The 18,384-nt window shown below is 34.0% G+C and carries 12 protein-coding genes; 11 read left to right on the top strand and 1 reads right to left on the bottom strand.

The window, feature by feature from the left end; translation table 11 throughout:
- Positions 1-229 precede the first annotated feature (229 nt).
- The 3 genes from B9Y84_RS10090 to B9Y84_RS10080 are packed head-to-tail and all read left to right on the top strand — an operon-like array spanning position 230 to position 5,529.
- Positions 230-2,200, top strand: coding sequence for a PKD domain-containing protein (locus B9Y84_RS10090; RefSeq protein ID WP_085516977.1), 1,971 nt, complete (start codon positions 230-232; stop codon positions 2,198-2,200).
- 6 nt (positions 2,201-2,206) lie between these two features.
- The gene (locus tag B9Y84_RS10085; protein WP_085516976.1) at positions 2,207-4,816 is read left to right on the top strand and encodes a CHAT domain-containing protein; all 2,610 of its coding nucleotides are present in this window, start codon (positions 2,207-2,209) and stop codon (positions 4,814-4,816) included.
- Positions 4,816-5,529 (top strand): tRNA1(Val) (adenine(37)-N6)-methyltransferase, encoded by a 714-nt coding sequence (locus B9Y84_RS10080; protein WP_085516975.1) that lies wholly within the window; start codon positions 4,816-4,818, stop codon positions 5,527-5,529. Before B9Y84_RS10085 ends, B9Y84_RS10080 begins: the two co-directional genes overlap by 1 nt.
- Here B9Y84_RS10080 and B9Y84_RS10075 read toward each other — a convergent pair.
- Complete coding sequence (locus B9Y84_RS10075) at positions 5,526-6,866, bottom strand: saccharopine dehydrogenase family protein (protein ID WP_085516974.1); 1,341 nt, start codon at positions 6,864-6,866, stop codon at positions 5,526-5,528. The two genes, B9Y84_RS10080 and B9Y84_RS10075, sit on opposite strands and share 4 nt — an antisense overlap.
- A 304-nt stretch (positions 6,867-7,170) precedes the next feature.
- Between B9Y84_RS10075 and B9Y84_RS10070 the strand changes: the two genes are divergently transcribed.
- The 8 genes from B9Y84_RS10070 (at position 7,171) to B9Y84_RS10035 (ending at position 18,384) form a co-directional block, all read left to right on the top strand.
- Positions 7,171-8,001 carry a CheR family methyltransferase gene (locus tag B9Y84_RS10070; RefSeq protein ID WP_085516973.1) on the top strand — a complete coding sequence of 277 codons (831 nt, stop codon included), beginning with the start codon at positions 7,171-7,173 and terminating at the stop codon, positions 7,999-8,001.
- Between the two features lie 22 nt (positions 8,002-8,023).
- The gene (locus B9Y84_RS10065) at positions 8,024-8,617 is read left to right on the top strand and encodes a chemotaxis protein CheB (protein ID WP_085516972.1); all 594 of its coding nucleotides are present in this window, start codon (positions 8,024-8,026) and stop codon (positions 8,615-8,617) included.
- A gap of 200 nt (positions 8,618-8,817) precedes the next feature.
- Positions 8,818-9,657, top strand: a complete 840-nt coding sequence (locus tag B9Y84_RS10060; RefSeq protein ID WP_139828004.1) for a GAF domain-containing protein — start codon at positions 8,818-8,820, stop codon at positions 9,655-9,657.
- A 28-nt stretch (positions 9,658-9,685) separates the two neighbouring features.
- Entirely contained in the window at positions 9,686-13,135 is a 3,450-nt protein-coding gene (locus tag B9Y84_RS10055; RefSeq protein WP_085516970.1) for a PAS domain S-box protein, read from the top strand.
- A gap of 95 nt (positions 13,136-13,230) precedes the next feature.
- A complete protein-coding gene (locus B9Y84_RS10050; protein WP_085516969.1) occupies positions 13,231-13,773 on the top strand; it encodes a SiaB family protein kinase in 543 nt (180 codons plus the stop codon).
- A 47-nt stretch (positions 13,774-13,820) separates the two neighbouring features.
- Entirely contained in the window at positions 13,821-14,183 is a 363-nt protein-coding gene (locus tag B9Y84_RS10045) for a DUF1987 domain-containing protein (RefSeq protein WP_085516968.1), read from the top strand.
- Positions 14,184-14,271: 88 nt separating this feature from the next.
- On the top strand, positions 14,272-17,361 hold the full coding sequence (locus B9Y84_RS10040; protein ID WP_085516967.1) for an ATP-binding cassette domain-containing protein: 3,090 nt from the start codon (positions 14,272-14,274) through the stop codon (positions 17,359-17,361).
- A gap of 117 nt (positions 17,362-17,478) precedes the next feature.
- Positions 17,479-18,384 carry a hypothetical protein gene (locus B9Y84_RS10035; RefSeq protein ID WP_085517504.1) on the top strand — a complete coding sequence of 302 codons (906 nt, stop codon included), beginning with the start codon at positions 17,479-17,481 and terminating at the stop codon, positions 18,382-18,384.

Raw genomic sequence — 18,384 nt, 5'->3', positions numbered from 1 at the left:
ACGCTAATTTTATCATTATGTTTTTCAGAAATAAAAGATTTAAATGGGTCTTACTACTGTTGGTAGCAATTAGTTTTTCTTTAGTGTATAGTAGTTCGCTCTTAGTAGACCATAATTCCGATTCTTCAAGCAGTAATAATAGTTACATAAGTATAATTATTCCTTAAAGTATGTTATTTTACCTAATAATTTACTAAGTTCAAAGTTGAATAAAACAATACAATGTCTCATGCATAAATATATTCTTCCTTTATTATTTTTCTCTCAAGTATGCTTTTCTCAAAAGGTTAACTCTGGTGATTCAGTTTTCCGGGAGGCTACGATTAAAACAGTACTTGAGGGAAATGTGGCAAAGTTCGATGTTGACACTCCTCCTCTGATTCAAATTTCTGGAGCACCCAAAGGGTATTATACTTTCTTTTGGGAATTTGGAGATGGTACATTAAGTAAAGAAGAAAATCCTGAACATACGTTTAGAGAGGAAGGAGAATATCAAGTTAAGCTGTGGGTCACCAATAACTATGATGCTGGTAAAACCCCAACTACCAGGCCTAAAAAAGTTAAAGTTGACAAGATTGAGAATCAAAATACTGAATCAGCTGCACTCTTAAATGAAGGCGAATTATTTGACTTCAGTAAAAATCGAGAGCCTATTCCTAATGAAGAATTAGTAGTAGTTCTTACCTACAAAAATCCGCATAATGAACTTACAAATGGACGACTGTACTTCTTTTATAATGAATCGAAGTATAGGTCAGATAATTTTCAGCTAATGGATATCAGACCCTATCATAATGAATACCCTATTCTATCTGATGAACACTTGGCTATAGAGCAAATTAGTCCTTTTCAATCAATGTTGGCATTTAGTAATAGAGAATCTTTCAAAGCTTCCTTGTTTACCCAAGACACTACTGACCAAGCTGAACTTAATGAAACGATTGAGCGCTCAAAGGAAGTTTTTCGCGATATGAAGCAAATTGGCTTTATTGATTTTAAACCAGGGGAAGAAAGAAATATATTTTTTCAATTGCGTACGACACCTGAAATGTTGAAAGATACAAGTGCTATTATTAGCATTAGAGGTATTTATGTCCCAAATACTAAGTCAGCAAACCATAGCGTAAAAGAAATGGAAATGGAAATAGTGACCTCTCATGATCCCAATAAGATGACAACCAATGCCAATTTAATGGATTTTAGAAACCGAAATCAGAAAGAGTTTAAGTATAAAATTCAATTTCAGAATAATGGTGAAGGGCCAGCCAATACCGTTCGTTTAGAAACGGACGTGCCTGAAATATTTGATCAAAAGGAAATTAGACTCTTAGATTTCTATCCTAAATGCGAAATCTGCCCTGAAGAGGATGTTTCGTATAGTTGTCTTGATACGACCTTTTTAGAAAATAAGGTCATATTTACTTTCGAAAATATTTATCTGCCTGGAAGTAATCAGAAAGGTGTGAATTCTTATGATTCTACGAAAGGTTTTGTAAGTTATGAAATCCCTCTGAAGGGAAAAATAAAAAAGCAAAAGACCCAAAGTCAAACGGCCATTTATTTTGATAAAAATGAACCCATTATCACCAATTATGCGACTACTCGCTTTGCGCCAGGACTTTCTGTGGGTGTGAAGGGAGGAGTAATGAGAACAGGAAGTTTGAATAATTATCAAGAATGGTTTTTGGGCGCTACAATTTCTAATTATCAAGCCTTTAGAGGCTATTGGCAGTCAGAAGTAATGATTGGTTCCAATTCTTATTCTAGTAGTAGAGAATATATTGAGCGAATTCCGCGAGATGAGGTGTTTACTGATGTTTATGATTATAATCAACAGTCAGAATTTCAGAATTTAAGTTTCTATTTAGTGCCAACCTCCTACAGATACAATTTAACTGATTTTTTTGCTGTAGCAGGGGGAATTCAATTCAAATGGGATATTCGGTCTACTGAGGAGTTGGAAAGGGTTGGAGAGTATACAGAAATAATAGAAAGTGAAAATTTTGTACGTAGAATTCCTGAGCAGGATACATTTGAACAAGAAACGTTTAGTGATTCTTTTATTAACTTCAATACTGCGGCATTTGTTGATTTTAATCTTGGAAAGGTGAGGATTGGACCAAGTGTTGGTATTCGTTATCATCTCTACCTAAAAGCCCCGACACATCAATGGCAATTTTATGGTAGTTGGAAATTTTAGAGTAGTATGAAATCTGATTTTTTCTACACCGTTCATTTTATCTTTTTAGTTTCGCTTTTTATGATGAGTGTTTTAAGCACTAACACAACTGCTCAAGATTTGAGCGATAGTATTTATCATGATTTGGATGAATTAGTAGATGAATACCCAACTTTAACTTCCCTCAATTTATACCAATTGAAAATTAAGGAGCGTTATTCTAGCTTAAAATCAGATCAAGAGCGATTAGCTCTGGTCATTATGCATTGTAATTTGGGTTTCTGTTTGAAAGAGTATGGGAAGCATTATGATGCGGTTGATCAATACCGGAAAGCCTGGGGTCTTTACAGTAATCATGATCTAACAGATTATGACATCATCGAGTATTGCTTAAAACCACTAGGTAACTTATTGACCATTACTGGGAATTTCTCAGATGCAGAGAACATAATTACGCATTACATGCAGATGGCTCAGTCACAAGGGAATCATATAGCATATACTGCTGGAGTAATTAATTTATCGGTCGTTTATCACAATATTGGAAATTATAGCGCTGCACTGGAGCTATTGGAGAGTCATCTTAGAAAAGTTGATATAAATGGGAATCAAAAAAGCCTGATAGAAAACAATATTACGACCAATTTATTAGCGCTCAAAAAGCATAAAGAAGCTGAAATTAAGATCCAAAATTACGAAGCTAGATCTCTTTCGGGTCTGAAGAATAAGGCTCAAATCTTGATTAAGCGTAAACAGTATAATGCTGCTCGAAAAGCTTTAGTAGAAATCGAACTCCTTCTAGCTGAGAAAAAGAGTCCGCGACAATTAGCGAAATTCTATGTTGAGAAATCGCAGTTTCATTTTCTTATGGAAGAGGAAGATAGTGCAATAGTACACTTAGAACGAGCAAGAAATATCTTATTGCCAACAGTTGGGATGAAAGAAATATTCATGAAAAAATCTCTACTTTATGCGGAAAATACTTTAATTGATATTTTTGATGCTTATGCAGATTATACGGATGATTCGGATTTGAAATTAGACTATTATGAATTAAGCTTTTATGTTGAAAAGCTGATTTTCAAAAATATTAATGACGCTGAATCTAAACTTATTTTTCAGACTTCTAACAGGTCTAGAAGTGAAAAATGCATACAAATCTTATATGAACAGCATCAATATAGTAAAAATGACAGTCTGATATGGAGAGCTTTGCATTATGCCGAAAAAAGTAAAGCTAGAGTTTTAAAGGTATCTGCACATCAAAAATCTTTATTAGAGCAGTATCCAACTGACAGTTTATTACAGCGGCATCAAGATCTTATAGAGGATCAACAATCTTTAGTTGGAAAATTGATTAGAAATCAGCTAGCAGAACCTGATGAAAACAGTAGATCCAGACTTAGCCAGCAGTTTATAGAATTGAGCTCGCAAATTAGTCAAACGCAAAACAGTATTGACAAGAATTATCCTCATAATGCATTGGAAGAGGAAGTGAATTTCAAATTACTCCAAAAACAGTTGAGAACCGAAAGTGCGCAAATACTATACACCTTTTTTGGCGATAAAAATTTGTACTTGTTTTGGATTACGCATGATGAAATAAAATGGCAAAAACACTCCATCAAGAAATCTTTCAAGGAAGAACTTGTCAAGTTTATTTTGTTGTTTGAGTCATCGACATTGATTAATAATGACATTCCGAATTTTGTAAATATTTCATTTAGCTTAAGCAAGCTTTTCGGTAGAGACTTAAAGCAGGAATACAAGAATCTAATAATTATTCCGGACGGCTTGTTAAGTTTCTTACCGTTCGAGTCCTTGATAAAAGAAAAGGTAAACCATAGCAATTACAGTAAAATGCCGTTTTGGCTAACAAAATGGACAATTGCTTACAATACATCTTTAAATTTTTATCAGCTAAATCAAAAAGAGCTAGTATTAAAAACTTTATATGGCGTTTTTCCAATTTACAGCAATTCTAATCGCTTCTTAAAAAGTTCTAAAAGAGAAGCGGAGATGATTAGCGATGTTTTTGAAGGAAAAATTGACCTGAATGAAAAGGCCACCAAGAGCAATTTTTTGAGGAATTCAAAGCAGTTTGATGTGCTTCATTTATCAACACATGCCTCTGGTGGAGATTTTTCAGTACCTGCTTATATTGAGTTTATAGATGATGTTTTACTTTTACCAGAGATTTATGCACAAAATTTTGAGGCTAATTTGGTGGTTTTAAGCGCTTGTGAAACTGGTGTTGGAAAAGTAGTAAAAGGAGCCACTCCAATAAGTTTGGCTAGAGGATTTCAATTTGCAGGGGTGTCAAACATACTTCTTACACAGTGGAAAGTGAATGATAATGCTACCTCCAAGCTAATGACGGACTTCTACCGAGATCTGAAAGAAAGCAAATCGCCAGCTAAATCTATAAAAGAGGCACGGATTTCCTATTTAATGGACAAGTCTATTAGCAATATCGAAAAATCCCCTTATTATTGGGCAGCTTTTAATTATTATGGAAAAGTTGGTGAGAAAGAACCAGTCTTAATCAATAGAAATCATATATTAATAATAGGTATTACTGTTTTTATGATACTGCTGGGTCTTTACAGTTTTAGACATTTTTATAAAAGAAGTTAATGTCAGTTTTTCAGTTTAAAGAATTTTTAGTGGATCAAAAGCAAAGCCCAGCTAAAATCACAACTGATGCTACAGTTTTTGCAGCTTCAATTCAAACTTCATCCAATTTCAAAAGAGCTCTTGAGATCGGGACAGGAACAGGAGTTCTATCTTTAATGCTAGCTCAAAGGTTTCATCAAGCACAAATTGACGCTGTTGAAATCAATCCAGTTGCTTTTGAGGAGTCAAAAAGGAATTTTAAGAACTCAAAATGGGAGTCCAGATTAAAGGTATTATTAGCTGACTTTAAGCAATATAGAACTAATCATAAATATGATTTGATTTTCTCGAACCCACCTTTTTTTCATAATAATTTGCAGTCTCAAACTAATCAGGGGAAGAACACCGCTTACCACACTAATCACCTTTCTTTTAATTCCTTAGCTACGGGGTTGGATCAAAATTTGGCTGAAGCCGGTGAGGTACATATTATGCTACCTTCTTACGAGATGTCATTATTTGAAGAAGAAATGAAGTCACTTGGATTCCAATGCACAAGGAGCACCGCGCTAAGACATCAAGTGGAAAGTAAAATCATAAGGTTCTTTAATGTGTTTGAGAGAGGTAAAACAGAAATAAAGAAAGAAACTGCTGAAATTTACTTGAGGGATGAAAATAATAATTTCCATCCCTCTTATATTAAGCTAATGAAAGATTTTTTAACGATCTTCTAATTATTTATTTCTCTTTCTTTTTCATTAAAGCTGACACCCATTCCTTGTAGTTCCTTTAGGATTGGCTCATATATTTCTTCTTTTATGGGCACTTGAACTCCCCTTAATTTGATATTTCCGTTCAAAACATTCTTAACGGCTATACCTAAAGGCCATCCTACTGTTTTGGACATAGCTGTTTCCCTTTGATCGTCACCAATAGAAACGATAGAAGAATCTAATTGATATTTTTTTCCTTCCATTTCATATTCAAATTGATGTTGCATTACGATCATATCCTTATCATCTGGATCTAAACTCATTTTCTCTTCCATGATGGCTTGCATCACTTGTGCAGGGCTTCCCTCGCTAATAGGTACTTTTTTGTCTTCAAAAATACCCATCCAGTCCAGTCGCTTAAATACCTCCGAATCTTTACTGAAATTTAGACTTTCGCATAACTTATCTTCTACTGAGGTTGATTTATCGTATTTCAAGAAAGCATTGATGAAGTCCCTTTTGGACATTGTTTCTAACCCTTCTATTTTATAGGTGTCATCAGTTACGCCAAGTTGCACAAAAATATTCCATGCATCGCAAAAGCCAGCTTTTCTGAAAGTTCCTCTAATTAAAGTGGGGATATCTTCGATGCCATAAACTTTTCTGTATGCCAAGGAATCTCTGTTAGGATAGCCTTCAAAATCTCCTAAACCTGCTACTTCAATAGTTTCATATCTGCCAAACAGTTTATGGTAAGGAATATATTTATATCTACCATTCCTAATAAAACGCGCGGTCCCTTGTCCAGCTAGAACAACATTTCTAGGGTTCCAAGTAAATTTATAGTGCCACGGGTTGTTGTCACTTTCAGGAGAAACTAAGCCGCCAGTATATGATTTAAAGGATGTTAATTTACCCCCTTTATTTCTGATGTTATTCATTGCTTCCATTGCTGTCATGTGGTCTATACCTGGGTCTAATCCACATTCCATCAAAATTAAGGTGTTTTTACTTTTAGCAATATCCGATAAGTCATCTATTTCGGGACTATTGTAAGAAGCAGTAACCATATGTTTTCCTTGATCAACGCAAGCAGACGCTACTTTTGGATGAAATCGGGCAGGTAACATAGAAATCACTAAATCAGCTTTCGCGATTTCATCTTTCGTTTGTATGTCGTTCAAGATGTCAAATTGTATGAAAGAGGTGTTTGGATGCCCTCCTGCTTTTTCTTCTGCAAGAGTAATGTCGAAATCACCGATTTTAATATGCCAATTCTCTTGTTCAGCATTTTTCTTTAGATAATTGATTAGTGAAGTTGCAGACCTACCTGCTCCCAATAATAAAATGTTTTGCATAGTTCTTTTTCGTTTCCAGACAGGCAAAGTTATCAATATGATTTCGACAAAAAACTGACAGATAAAAAATTTAGTCGAAAATCACGAATTGTCTAACAATTTGTAAGAACAGCTCTTTATTATTGCAGTTATAATTTATTAATCTTAATATTAAAGACATTTAAACAATCCTATATTCTTTTATAGTTGACTGGAGGAATTTGAGAAACTTTGAGATAAAACATACATTAAGAATGTTTTTTCAATGGTTTTCTTTTAATTGAGAGAATATAATGATTTTAAGTAGAACTGATGCACAATCCACATGAATAGACAGGATATAGAAATATCGGATTTGAGGCGCATTACTGAATTGGTAAAGGAGCAATATAAATATGATTTTACCAATTATGCCATGTCCTCCTTTAGAAGAAGGATACTTCGAATAATGGAGCTCTATAAATTTGGGTCTGCTGATTTGCTGATCAAAAGGCTAAAGGATGATAAGTCTTTCTTTGATGAATTTATAGCAGAGATCACTGTGAACGTTACAGAGATGTTTCGCGACCCACCATTTTGGAGAGAGTTAAGAGATAATGTGATCCCTAACATTTTATTAAATCATAACACCATTAGTATTTGGCATGCCGGCTGCTCCTCCGGTGAAGAGGTGTTTTCAATGTCCATTCTTTTAAAAGAAATGGGGATATTAGATAAAGCCAAAATCATTGCAACCGATATTGATAAAGTTATTCTAGAAAAAGCGAAGAAAGGACATTACTCTATGAAAAATATGGAGTTAAATGAAAAGAACTACATCAGATTTGAGGGGAAGAGTAGCTTTAAAGATTATTTTAAAGAAGAGAATGGAAAAGCAGTCATGGACAAGACATTGATCAATAATGTTTCTTTTAGAGAGCATGATTTAGTTCAAGGTGTAGTCTTTAATAAATTCGATTTAATCCTATGTAGAAACGTGATGATTTACTTTAATCAGAACCTGCAAAATGAAGTATTGAAAAAGCATCACGAAAGTTTATTCAAATATGGTTACCTCGTTATAGGATCCAAGGAATCTTTAATATGGTGTGAAATTGCCAATAAATTCATTGTCGTAAACAATGAGGAGAAAATTTATAAAAAAATTAAAGACTGAGGTCTGTACAAAATAGTACTCAATGGCTCGATTTAATCTTGATAATAAATATAAGGCGATAGTAATCGGAGGATCAGCAGGTAGTTTTCAGGGTATAACCCAAATTCTGTCTTCAATTCCAGCCGATTTTAGCCTACCTATTATCCTATGTTTACATAGATTAAAACACGTGCGTAATGGTTTTGTCGAAGCATTATCTATAAAAAGTATTAAGCCAGTGGTCGAGCCCTTTGATAAAGAAAATATCAAAAGAGGTAAGGTTTATTTGGCACCGGCCAATTATCATTTGTCTATAGAACTTGGTAATTCTATTGCCCTTTCTACTGAAGAAATGTTTAATAATTCCAGACCTTCTATCGATATTACATTGGAAACTGCTGCTTATAATTATAGGGATAAATTAATAGGAATTTTATTGTCGGGGGCCAATAAAGATGGTGCTTTAGGAATGAAAAGGATTAAAGACAGAAAGGGCCTTACAATCATTCAAGACCCAGAAGAATGCATGATTGATACAATGCCTAATGCTGCAAAGAAGATAACTGAAATCGATTACACTTTGAAGGTGCAGGAGATTGTCCAATTCTTGAAGGAATTGGACAAATTGTATAAATGATTTTTAAATTATTGCCTGAAAAGCAATACAATTATATATATTTGGTGATGTTTGCATGAAGTATGCAGATGATATTTGTAATATTTAAAGCGACTAAAAACGCAAATGTAAAATGTTGGTAAACTGATTTAGAGAGTTTAAAGGATTGAAATTTGCTGAAGCAAACAGTCCTTGATGAAATAAACTGATTTTTTCTACCAATGAAGTATTCATTTATGAAAGCATTATATAAAAACTTAGCACTTATTACCTCATTGCTTTTTACGTTAAGCATAATAGGTTTAGCGTATTATCTTTTCATTTTTCCAGAAAGGATTGCTAATGAAACACACCTGATAAGTTTGATGGAGATATCGGAATTAAAACCTGTTTTAGATGAACTATATGTATTTACAGGAGTCTCTGTCCTTTTAGGATTTATTGCGATATTACTGCATCTCTTCAATAAGAATAATGATGATGAAAGTAATGTGGTTTACATTGAAAAATTTAAAGAGAAAAAGGATTCTAAAGATACTCAAAGTAACAAAGGTGAAGAAGAGGATGTAGATGAGGAATTGAAGGATATAAATGCTAAAATTAAAAAGGAATCAGATAACAAATCAAAGGCTGAGAAATTATTATCTCATTTAGCTGATCAATTGGAGGCAAGTCAGGGTGCAATATATGTGGCAGGCAAAATAGGAGACAAGAATATAATATCACTTTTTGCAGCTTATGCCTTTGTTTTACCAGAGAGTCAAACAGTTTCTTATGAATTTGGTGAAGGCTTGGCTGGTCAAGTTGCAAAAGAACAAAAGCTTATAAATATATCAGATATACCTAAAGGCTACATTAAGATTTTATCAGGGTTAGGAGAGTCGAATCCTGCACATTTAATATTGTGTCCTATTATTAAAGATAACAAGCTATTAGGAGTTGGGGAAATAGCATCTTTTAAACCTTTTAGTAAATCTCAGGAGGTATTAGTTGAAAAATCATTGGCGCTATTAGCTAACGATTTAGTAAAGGAAGGTCACAAAGAAAAAGAGAAGAAATAATTCATTTTTTAGTATCAAAGAATTCAATATGTTTAAAAACATAAAAATCGGGACTAAAATTACCGCAATTCTACTATTTGTGGTATTAGTAAGTGTTGTAACAGTTAGTTTTATCACCTATAACATGAACCGAGATTCAATTGAAAAATTGAATTTTGATAAGTTGATGTCCCATACATCTCAGAAAGCAGATAAAATCGATGATCTTTTCGAAGGGATTCAAAATAATGCAGATCATATTTCTGGGTTACTTTCAGTGCAGTCTGGTGTTAGGAAATATCAGGAGGAGGATACTACACTAAATGCTGATAGCTTGAAGACAGCGATTTTATATCAAATTGAGTCAGATTTGAGATCTTTTGTGGAAAATTATCCCATACATGCAGTGTTGCTTACTGATTTGAATGGTGAAATCATTTTTAATTCAAATAGTTCAATAGCATCTCTTTCGGTCGGAGCGGATCTTAAAAGTATAGATGAAGATTTTTATGACGCGGCAATAAATACTGCCACATTCAATAATCCTGAGCAATATGGAGAAAATGAACTAGTGTTATACGGAATGCCTTTAATTGATGATTATAATAGCCCGGCAGGATTGTTGGTTTTGGTTAAAAATATGGAGCCGATTCTTGAGATCATTAAAAGTAACTCTACTGAATTTAAAACTTACGAGAGCATCTTAACAGTTCAGAGTGAAAATCAAGCGTTATTTCTTTCCCCATTAAAACAAGTTGTAGATAGTTTGGCCCCTTCCTCAGTTCCCTTGAAGGATAAGGTGTCTGTTGGAGTTCAAAAAGCGGCATTGGGTGAAAAAGGATATGCTAAAGATATTAATTATGTCGGAGAAGAGGTATTGTCTGCTTGGAGCAGTGTTCCCACCGTTGGATGGGGAATTGCCTCTCATGTAAATGAAAGTGAAGTAAAAGAACAATTGGGAGGGCTAATCGAGAAATTTATTTACACAGGGCTTATTATTTTATTTCTTTCTCTGATTATTTCGATCATTTTTTCAAGAGTATTGCTAAACCCTATTTTATCATTAAAGGAAACCTTAAAGTTACTAGGGAAAGGTATTTTGCCAAATAGTGTTCCTAAAAAATCAGATGATGAAATTGGTGAAATGGCCTTGATTTTAGATGGCTATGTTTCTTCCTTAAAAAATACAGCCAATTTTGCTAAGCAGATTGGAGACGGTGATTTCAAGGCTAACTTTAAGCCAATATCTGAAGAAGATACTTTAGGTAATTCCTTGATAAATATGCGGGACTCTATTCAGGCAGCAGAGAAAAGGGATAAGGAAAGAAACTGGATTGTTACGGGTGTTGCCGAAATTGGAGAGATATTAAGGTCAAATGATAATTTAGAGCAGCTAGGGGATGAGATCTTGATGTATGTAACAAAGAAAATAGATGCGATTCAAGGGGCTTTTTATGTGCTGAATGATGATGATAGAGATAGCTTGTTTCTTGAGATGAAGACAAGTTATGCTTACAACAAAAAGAAGTATTTAAAGGCTAAATTTAAATTTGCAGAAGGCCTAGTGGGTCAATCAGCAATAGAACAAGATACATTATTAAGAACGGAAATACCATATGATTATGTGAGTGTTAATTCAGGGCTTTTGGGTGATCAGCGTCCGAGTAGTATTTTAATTGTTCCCTTGATTACAGATGAAAAAGTTTACGGAGTTTTAGAATTTGCAGGATTCCATAAATTTGATTCTAGCCAAGTTAAATTTGTGGAAGAGATCAGTTTAATCATTGCCCGAACTGTATTTAATATTAAAGTAAATGAAAGAACTCGTAAGCTTTTAGCAGAATCGCAAACAATGAGTCAAGAGCTTCAAGAGCAGCAGGAAGTATTAAGACAGAATGCAGAGGAAATGGAAGCTACTCAAGAAGAGTTAAAGCGTACTAACCAGAGACTAGAAGATCAAATCGAGGAAGTAAATCGTACCCAGAAGCGTATGCAATTGTTGCTTGAAAATGCCTCTGAGGTAATTACTATTTATGAGAAGGATGGAATTGTTCGTTACATCTCTCCTTCAGTAGAGAAAATCTTAGGATACAGACAGGAAGATATCATTGATACTACTGAGTTGGATAAAGTGCATCCAGATTCTAGAGATGAAGTTCATCAGCAGTTCTTATACTTAGTAGAGAATCCTGATGAGTCAATCACCATGCAGCATCAATATTTGAATAGCGATGATGAATATGTGTGGGTAGAGGTAACTGGAACTAATCAATTAGAAGATCCTGCAATTCAAGGAATTATATTCAATACAAGGGATATCACTGAACGAAGACGAGCTGAGCAGGAAGAGCGCATGAGAAGTAAAATGCAGGCTCTATCTGAGAACTCCATTGACTTGATTACTCGAATTGACAATGAAGGCAAGTTTTTCTATGTCAATCCAATGATTGAAAGATATACCGGCAAAAGACCAGATGAAGTAATACAAAAAGGCTTACATGAAGCGGATATAGAACCGAAGATTATAGAAGCGTGGGCTCAATTATTAGAGAAAGTAAGAGAGCAAAACGAGAAGGTGACCGAAGAAGTAGATTTTCCATCTGAAATGGGAGATAGAGTGATGCAAGTGAATGCTATTCCTGAATATGATGAAGAAAAGATCCTAGAATCTATATTGGTTGTTTCTCATGATATAACGGATAGAAAATTAATAGAATTAGAAATTGCTAGTAAGAATAAGAAAATTACTGAGTCAATTAATTATGCTAAACGGATCCAAGGTGCAATTCTTCCTAATAACCAAGTAATTAGACAAAAGCTCCCTGATTCATTCATACTATATAAAGCTAAGGATGTGGTTAGTGGTGATTTCCCTTGGTACATTGAAGTGGATGATGTTATTTACATTGCGGCAGTGGATTGTACTGGTCATGGGGTACCAGGAGCCTTGATTTCATTGATTGGTTATTTCCTACTGAATGACATTGTGCGGTCACAAAAAATTAGTGATCCGGGAGTTATTTTAGATAAGTTAGATGCAGGAGTAACTTCAACGCTTAGACAAGATAGAGATGATTCTACGACCAAAGACGGAATGGATATTGCATTCTGTAAGATCGATAAGAAAAACAATCAGATAGAATACTCTGGCGCTCACCGTCCATTATATTATTTGCATGCCAACGGTGAATTGGATGAAATAAAAGGTAACAAATTCCCAATTGGTGGAGGTATTTATAGAAATCAAACCAATTTTGATAATCACAAAATTAAATACAAAACGGGAGATTCTGTCTTCTTTTGTTCAGATGGATTCCCGGATCAATTTGGTGGCCCACAGAATAGAAAATTTGGACCTAAGCGCTTGAGACAGACAATAGTCGACAACCATGGTAAATCTATGGACGAAATGCATTTAATATTTGATGAAGCATGGGAAAACTGGAAGGCAGACTATAAGCAAACAGATGATGTATTGTTAATCGGTATTAGATTTTAACTGGGAAAAGTTTAATTATAAATAAAATTATTTAATTTAAGGCCTGAAATGAATTAGGCTATAATTTAGAAATGGCTTTTTAACCTAAAAACAACATGAAGTATATATACGACCTACATAAAACCATGCTGTCCAAAAACCTTATTTTGGTTTATGAGGGTGAATTTACCCAAGAAATTACCAAATCGGTTTTGGCAATGGCAGAACGCAACATGGATTCTATGGGTGAGGAGTCAAGCATTAAGCGTAAAGTTTTTAATGTAATGGTGGAATGCTTACAAAATATTGTTAAACATTCAGATGATTTTAATCCGTTATCAGCTAAGCGAAATGCAGCAGTTTTTATTATCGGCAAAGAAGATGATCGATATGTGGTAACAAGTGGTAATCCAGTCGACACTGATGCAAAGGAGTCTTTAAAGAAAAGGATAGATGACATCAATGAACTCGATAAAGATGGTTTAAAATCCATGTATAAAGATATCATTAAATCAAATAGCCTTTCGAACAAAGGCGGTGCAGGTTTAGGTTTTGTAGATATGGCGCGGAAATCTGGTCAAAAATTAGAATATGACTTTGAGGATATGGGTGAGGGATTTCATTTCTTTTCTTTAACCACGACAATCTTAAGATTTTAGAATCTAAATTTTAGTTTAACTTTTAAATTTAAAATATAAAATTAAATATGGAAATCATTAACCTTGAAGGAACAGAGGATACCCCAAAAATATTATTAGATAAAGGAAACGGAATTTTCGAAATTTCAGGTCGCTCTTTACCTGAGGATTCTGCAGAATTTTATCAACCTATTTTGGATTGGATTGCGGCTTACGGTGAAGATCCTAATCCAGAGACTTTATTTACATTTAAGTTAGAATACTTCAATACAGCCTCATCTAAACTAATACTTGATGTATTATCTTCTCTAGAAGATATAGACGGAGTAACGATTGATTGGTATTTTCATGAAGATGATGAAGATATGGAAGAAGCTGGAGAAGAATTTTCAGAGTTGGTTGAGATTCCTTTTGAATTTAAAACCTATTAATTATTGCATTGTATTTTGAATTTTAAACGTAGGCCATGAAGAAAAATGGCCTATTATTTTTATCAATAAGCTATAATCGTCTTTCTATATGAGTGAAGAGATACTCAAAGCCTTAACTCAATTATTTGGAATAATTACCAAGCAAGATGGAGGAGCCACAGAAAAGGAAAGAAATTTCGTTATCGGTTTTTTCCAGCAAGAGCTTGACCAAGACTCTATTAAGGAGTATCTGGAGCTTTATGATAAATTAGTAGGCTGGGGAGAGGAGCCTGAAAAGGAAGAAGAGGACGGAAAAGCAAAAAAGAAAAAACTAACCTCTGTTCGGGATTCGGTAAGAACCTTAGCAATTTGTAAGAAAATTAATAAAACCCTTACGCAGAAGCAAAAAGTCGTTGTGCTTATCAAGCTCTTAGAAATGGTTTCTGCTGATAAAAATTTCACTGCGCAGCGAATGGAAATCATTGATACGGTTTCCAATGTCTTCAATATTGTTAAAGATGAATTTAAGCTAATCGAAAGCTTTGTTATTAAAAGCGATACAACAGACTTAGAGCAGTTTGAAGATATCCTTTCAGTGAATAACGAAACGCCTGCTGATGATGCTCTACATGTTCATGCAGATATCGATGGCGAAATACTTTTCTTAAATGTGCGAAGTGTTGATATGTATTTCGTTAAATACACAGGCACTGAGGAAATTAATTTAAACGGTTTTATAATGAAAACAGATTCTGTATATCTGTTTTCACATGGTAGTACCATTAAAACACCAAAAGGTGCTGCTCTTTATTATTCTGAATTGATCAGAAAGTTCTTATCAGATGCGGAGCAAGTAAACTTGTCTTTCAATGCGAAGGATATTGTGCTGCAGTTTCCTAATGGTGAGCTGGGACTACGTAATGTTAATGTTTTTGAAGGCCCTGGTGAACTAGTTGGCATTATGGGGGCTTCTGGAGCTGGTAAAACCACACTGCTAAATGTATTAGCAGGTATTCAGGCGCCCAGTGAAGGTAAAATCCAAATTAATGGACTTGATTTAAATGAAGATCAAGAGCGATTGCAAGGGATAATTGGTTATGTTTCTCAGGATGATTTATTAATTGAGGAATTAACGGTTTATCAAAACTTGTACTATAATGCAAAGCTTTGCTTCGCGAAAATGTCCGAGGAAGAAATCCACGAAAGAGTAATGGATACTTTGGAAAATTTAGGTTTAGAAGCTAGAAAGGATTTACGAGTTGGAGGCGTTTTAGACAAGACCATTTCCGGGGGGCAGAGAAAAAGACTAAATATTGCTCTAGAGCTTATCCGGGAGCCTGCTGTCATGTTTGTAGATGAGCCAACATCAGGACTTTCTTCCCGAGATTCTGAGAATGTAATTGACTTGTTAAAGGAGTTAACCTTAAAAGGTAAATTAATATTTGTAGTAATTCATCAACCATCATCAGACATCTACAAAATGTTTGATAAAATGATTATAATGGATACAGGTGGGTATCAGATATTTTATGGTCATCCGGTCGAGGCTGTTACTTATTTCAAGCAAAAAACGAATCAAGTTGATGCTGATAGAGGGGTTTGTCCTACTTGCGGAAACGTAAATCCGGAACAGATATTCAATATTGTAGAAGCGAAGGTAGTTGATGAATATGGTCAGTTAACAAACAAACGAAAAATTAATCCTAGCCAATGGAGAGACTTTTACCTTGATCATTTTGATCATAAGCCTGTAAAAGAAGAGTCAGAAGCTCCACCCTCAACTTTATCCATTCCTAATAAATTAAAGCAAACGGTAATTTTTACCATTCGTGATACGCTTTCAAAAATAAGTAATAAGCAGTACTTACTTATTAATCTATTGGAAGCACCATTTTTGGCTTTGCTTTTAGCTTTCATAATAAAGTATAGAAGTGCGCCATCTGGTGAAGATTATATCTTTAGGTTTAATGATAATCTTCCTGCCTTCTTACTTATGAGCATAATTGTAGCCTTGTTTATGGGGCTTACGGTAAGTGCTGAAGAAATCATTAGAGATCGTAAGATTTTGAAACGAGAGTCATTTTTGAATTTGAGTTGGAATAGTTATCTGCTCTCTAAAATAACTATTCTATTCGCCCTATCTGCAATTCAAACTTTAACTTATGTGGTGATTGGTGTCCTGGTGTTAGAAATAAAGGATGCTACGTTTAGTATGTGGGCTATTCTATTTACTACCTCTTGTTTTGCAAATGTATTAGGACTCAATGTAAGTGCTGCTTTCAAATCTGCCGTCACAGTTTATATTTTGATACCGCTATTACTCATTCCGCAAATGATTTTAAGTGGACTCTTATTTAGTTTTGATAAGCTAAACGATTTTATTAGTACGAAAGGTAAAGTGCCGGTGGTAGCAGATTTAATGACTTCGCGTTGGGCATATGAGGCTTTAGCTGTTGATATGTTTAAGAATAATAGTTATCAAGAATATTTTTATGAGATTGAATCAGATGAGAAATCAGCTGATTTTAAGTCATCCTTCTTGACAAAGAAAATTAGAGAAAAACTAAGAATTATTGAGAACGATCTCGGAGATGAAGAACAAAAGGCGAAGAAAGAAATTGAAGAGGCTACGACAGTAATTTATAATGCACTTAAGAAAGAGCCTTTCAAAGGAAATTTAGAAGGAGAAGACCTAGATAAACTTTTAGATCCGGAATCTATTAATCAAGATAAGATTGATAAAATTAGCATGTATGTAGATCAGTTAAGAGACCACTACATTAATGAGTTCAATCTAGCAGTGAAGAAGAAAGAAACGCTGCAGTTTCATCTCGAGAATGATTCTTCCTACGATTTTAACTTAAATGATGCTAAAGACGCCTATTACAATGAAAGTCTTGCAGATCTGGTCAGGAACTTAACTGTAGAAGATAGGGTAATTGAATTCAAAGGACAATTAATTCAACAGATAGATCCTGTCTTCAATAGACCTGTTAAACCAAATAACCCATTAAATTACAGGACTCATTTCTTTGCTCCGGAAAAGTATTTTGCAGGAATATATATTGATACATTTTATTTTAATATACTTGTAATATGGTTTATGTCTTTAATTTTATATATCACCTTATATTTTGAACTTTTTGGAAAGGCAATTAAGTTTTTTGGTGATATTCGATTTCGGAAAAAAGAATCATGAAATGAATAGTCTATCACTGCTATTATTAGCAAGAGATTGAGAAAAATAAATATTTAAAAAAGAGAATTTGTATTAACTAAGGGAATTTCTATTTTTGTTATGATAAAAAAAAGTTTTATGAAAAACATACTCTTGGGATTAGGTGTTGCATTTGCATTTCTAGTCTCCTGCGACTCGAAGAAGAAACCTTCGGCAGATGAAATATCAGGTGTACTGGATTCTGTTAAAATAGAGGAACCCTCTATCTCTGAAGATGTCATTTCAGACATCATCCAACAGATACCGTCTCCTCTGGAAATTTCTACATTATTAAAGGAATCGGATACTAAATATGATAAGAGTTATCTAAACGATCCTGAAAAAATATCTGATTATAATAGCAATTATAAAAAGGCATTGGCATTAGGAGTTTATGGAACTGATTTAGGCTACACTAACATCTATGAGCAAAATCAAGATGCCTTATTTTACCTTAATTCCATAAAATCATTGGCCGATGACTTAAGTATTGGTCAGTTTTTTGATATCGGTACCATAAAGAGATTGGCGACCAATAGCAAGAACTTAGATTCCCTACTATTAATAACCACTAAAAATTTCAATAACATTAATAATTATCTTCAAGAACAGAAGCGTTCTAATTTGAGTATTTTGTTATTATCGGGTGGATGGCTTGAAGCACTTTATATCGTAGCAAGAGTTTCGGAAAAAAATCCGGATAGCGAGCAGTTAAAAGAAACTATTGCAGAGCAAAAGATAATTATGGATAATGTGGTTCTATTAATGTCTTTTTATAAAGATAATGATCCTAATATCAGACAGTTATCAAATAAATTTGTAAAGCTGCAGGAGGAATTTAATAAGATAGAGATAAAGACTGTTTATCGTGAGCCAACTTATGAAGTTGTAGATGGCATGCTTGTTGTTCAAGACAATAGTACCAGTGAAATCATTATGAAAGATGAGAACATTGAAGCGATAAGAAAGCAGGTTTACGAAATTAGAGAGAACATTATTAACTAA

This window comes from Marivirga sericea (genome assembly GCF_900177665.1).
GTDB lineage: Bacteria > Bacteroidota > Bacteroidia > Cytophagales > Cyclobacteriaceae > Marivirga > Marivirga sericea.
Note: the sequence above shows the minus strand (reverse complement) of the source record. Positions and strands in the feature narration are given on the sequence as shown.

Excerpts from the sequence above, each read along its gene's own strand:
- B9Y84_RS10045 (WP_085516968.1), top strand. The coding sequence starts at position 13,821 with ATGGAAATCATTAACCTTGAAGGAACAGAGGATACCCCAAAAATATTA.
- B9Y84_RS10050 (WP_085516969.1), top strand. The coding sequence starts at position 13,231 with ATGAAGTATATATACGACCTACATAAAACCATGCTGTCCAAAAACCTT.
- B9Y84_RS10075 (WP_085516974.1), bottom strand. The coding sequence starts at position 6,866 with ATGCAAAACATTTTATTATTGGGAGCAGGTAGGTCTGCAACTTCACTA.
- B9Y84_RS10085 (WP_085516976.1), top strand. The coding sequence starts at position 2,207 with ATGAAATCTGATTTTTTCTACACCGTTCATTTTATCTTTTTAGTTTCG.
- B9Y84_RS10090 (WP_085516977.1), top strand. The coding sequence starts at position 230 with ATGCATAAATATATTCTTCCTTTATTATTTTTCTCTCAAGTATGCTTT.
- B9Y84_RS10040 (WP_085516967.1), top strand. The coding sequence starts at position 14,272 with ATGAGTGAAGAGATACTCAAAGCCTTAACTCAATTATTTGGAATAATT.
- B9Y84_RS10065 (WP_085516972.1), top strand. The coding sequence starts at position 8,024 with ATGGCTCGATTTAATCTTGATAATAAATATAAGGCGATAGTAATCGGA.
- B9Y84_RS10060 (WP_139828004.1), top strand. The coding sequence starts at position 8,818 with ATGAAGTATTCATTTATGAAAGCATTATATAAAAACTTAGCACTTATT.
- B9Y84_RS10080 (WP_085516975.1), top strand. The coding sequence starts at position 4,816 with ATGTCAGTTTTTCAGTTTAAAGAATTTTTAGTGGATCAAAAGCAAAGC.
- B9Y84_RS10070 (WP_085516973.1), top strand. The coding sequence starts at position 7,171 with ATGAATAGACAGGATATAGAAATATCGGATTTGAGGCGCATTACTGAA.
- B9Y84_RS10055 (WP_085516970.1), top strand. The coding sequence starts at position 9,686 with ATGTTTAAAAACATAAAAATCGGGACTAAAATTACCGCAATTCTACTA.
- B9Y84_RS10035 (WP_085517504.1), top strand. The coding sequence starts at position 17,479 with ATGAAAAACATACTCTTGGGATTAGGTGTTGCATTTGCATTTCTAGTC.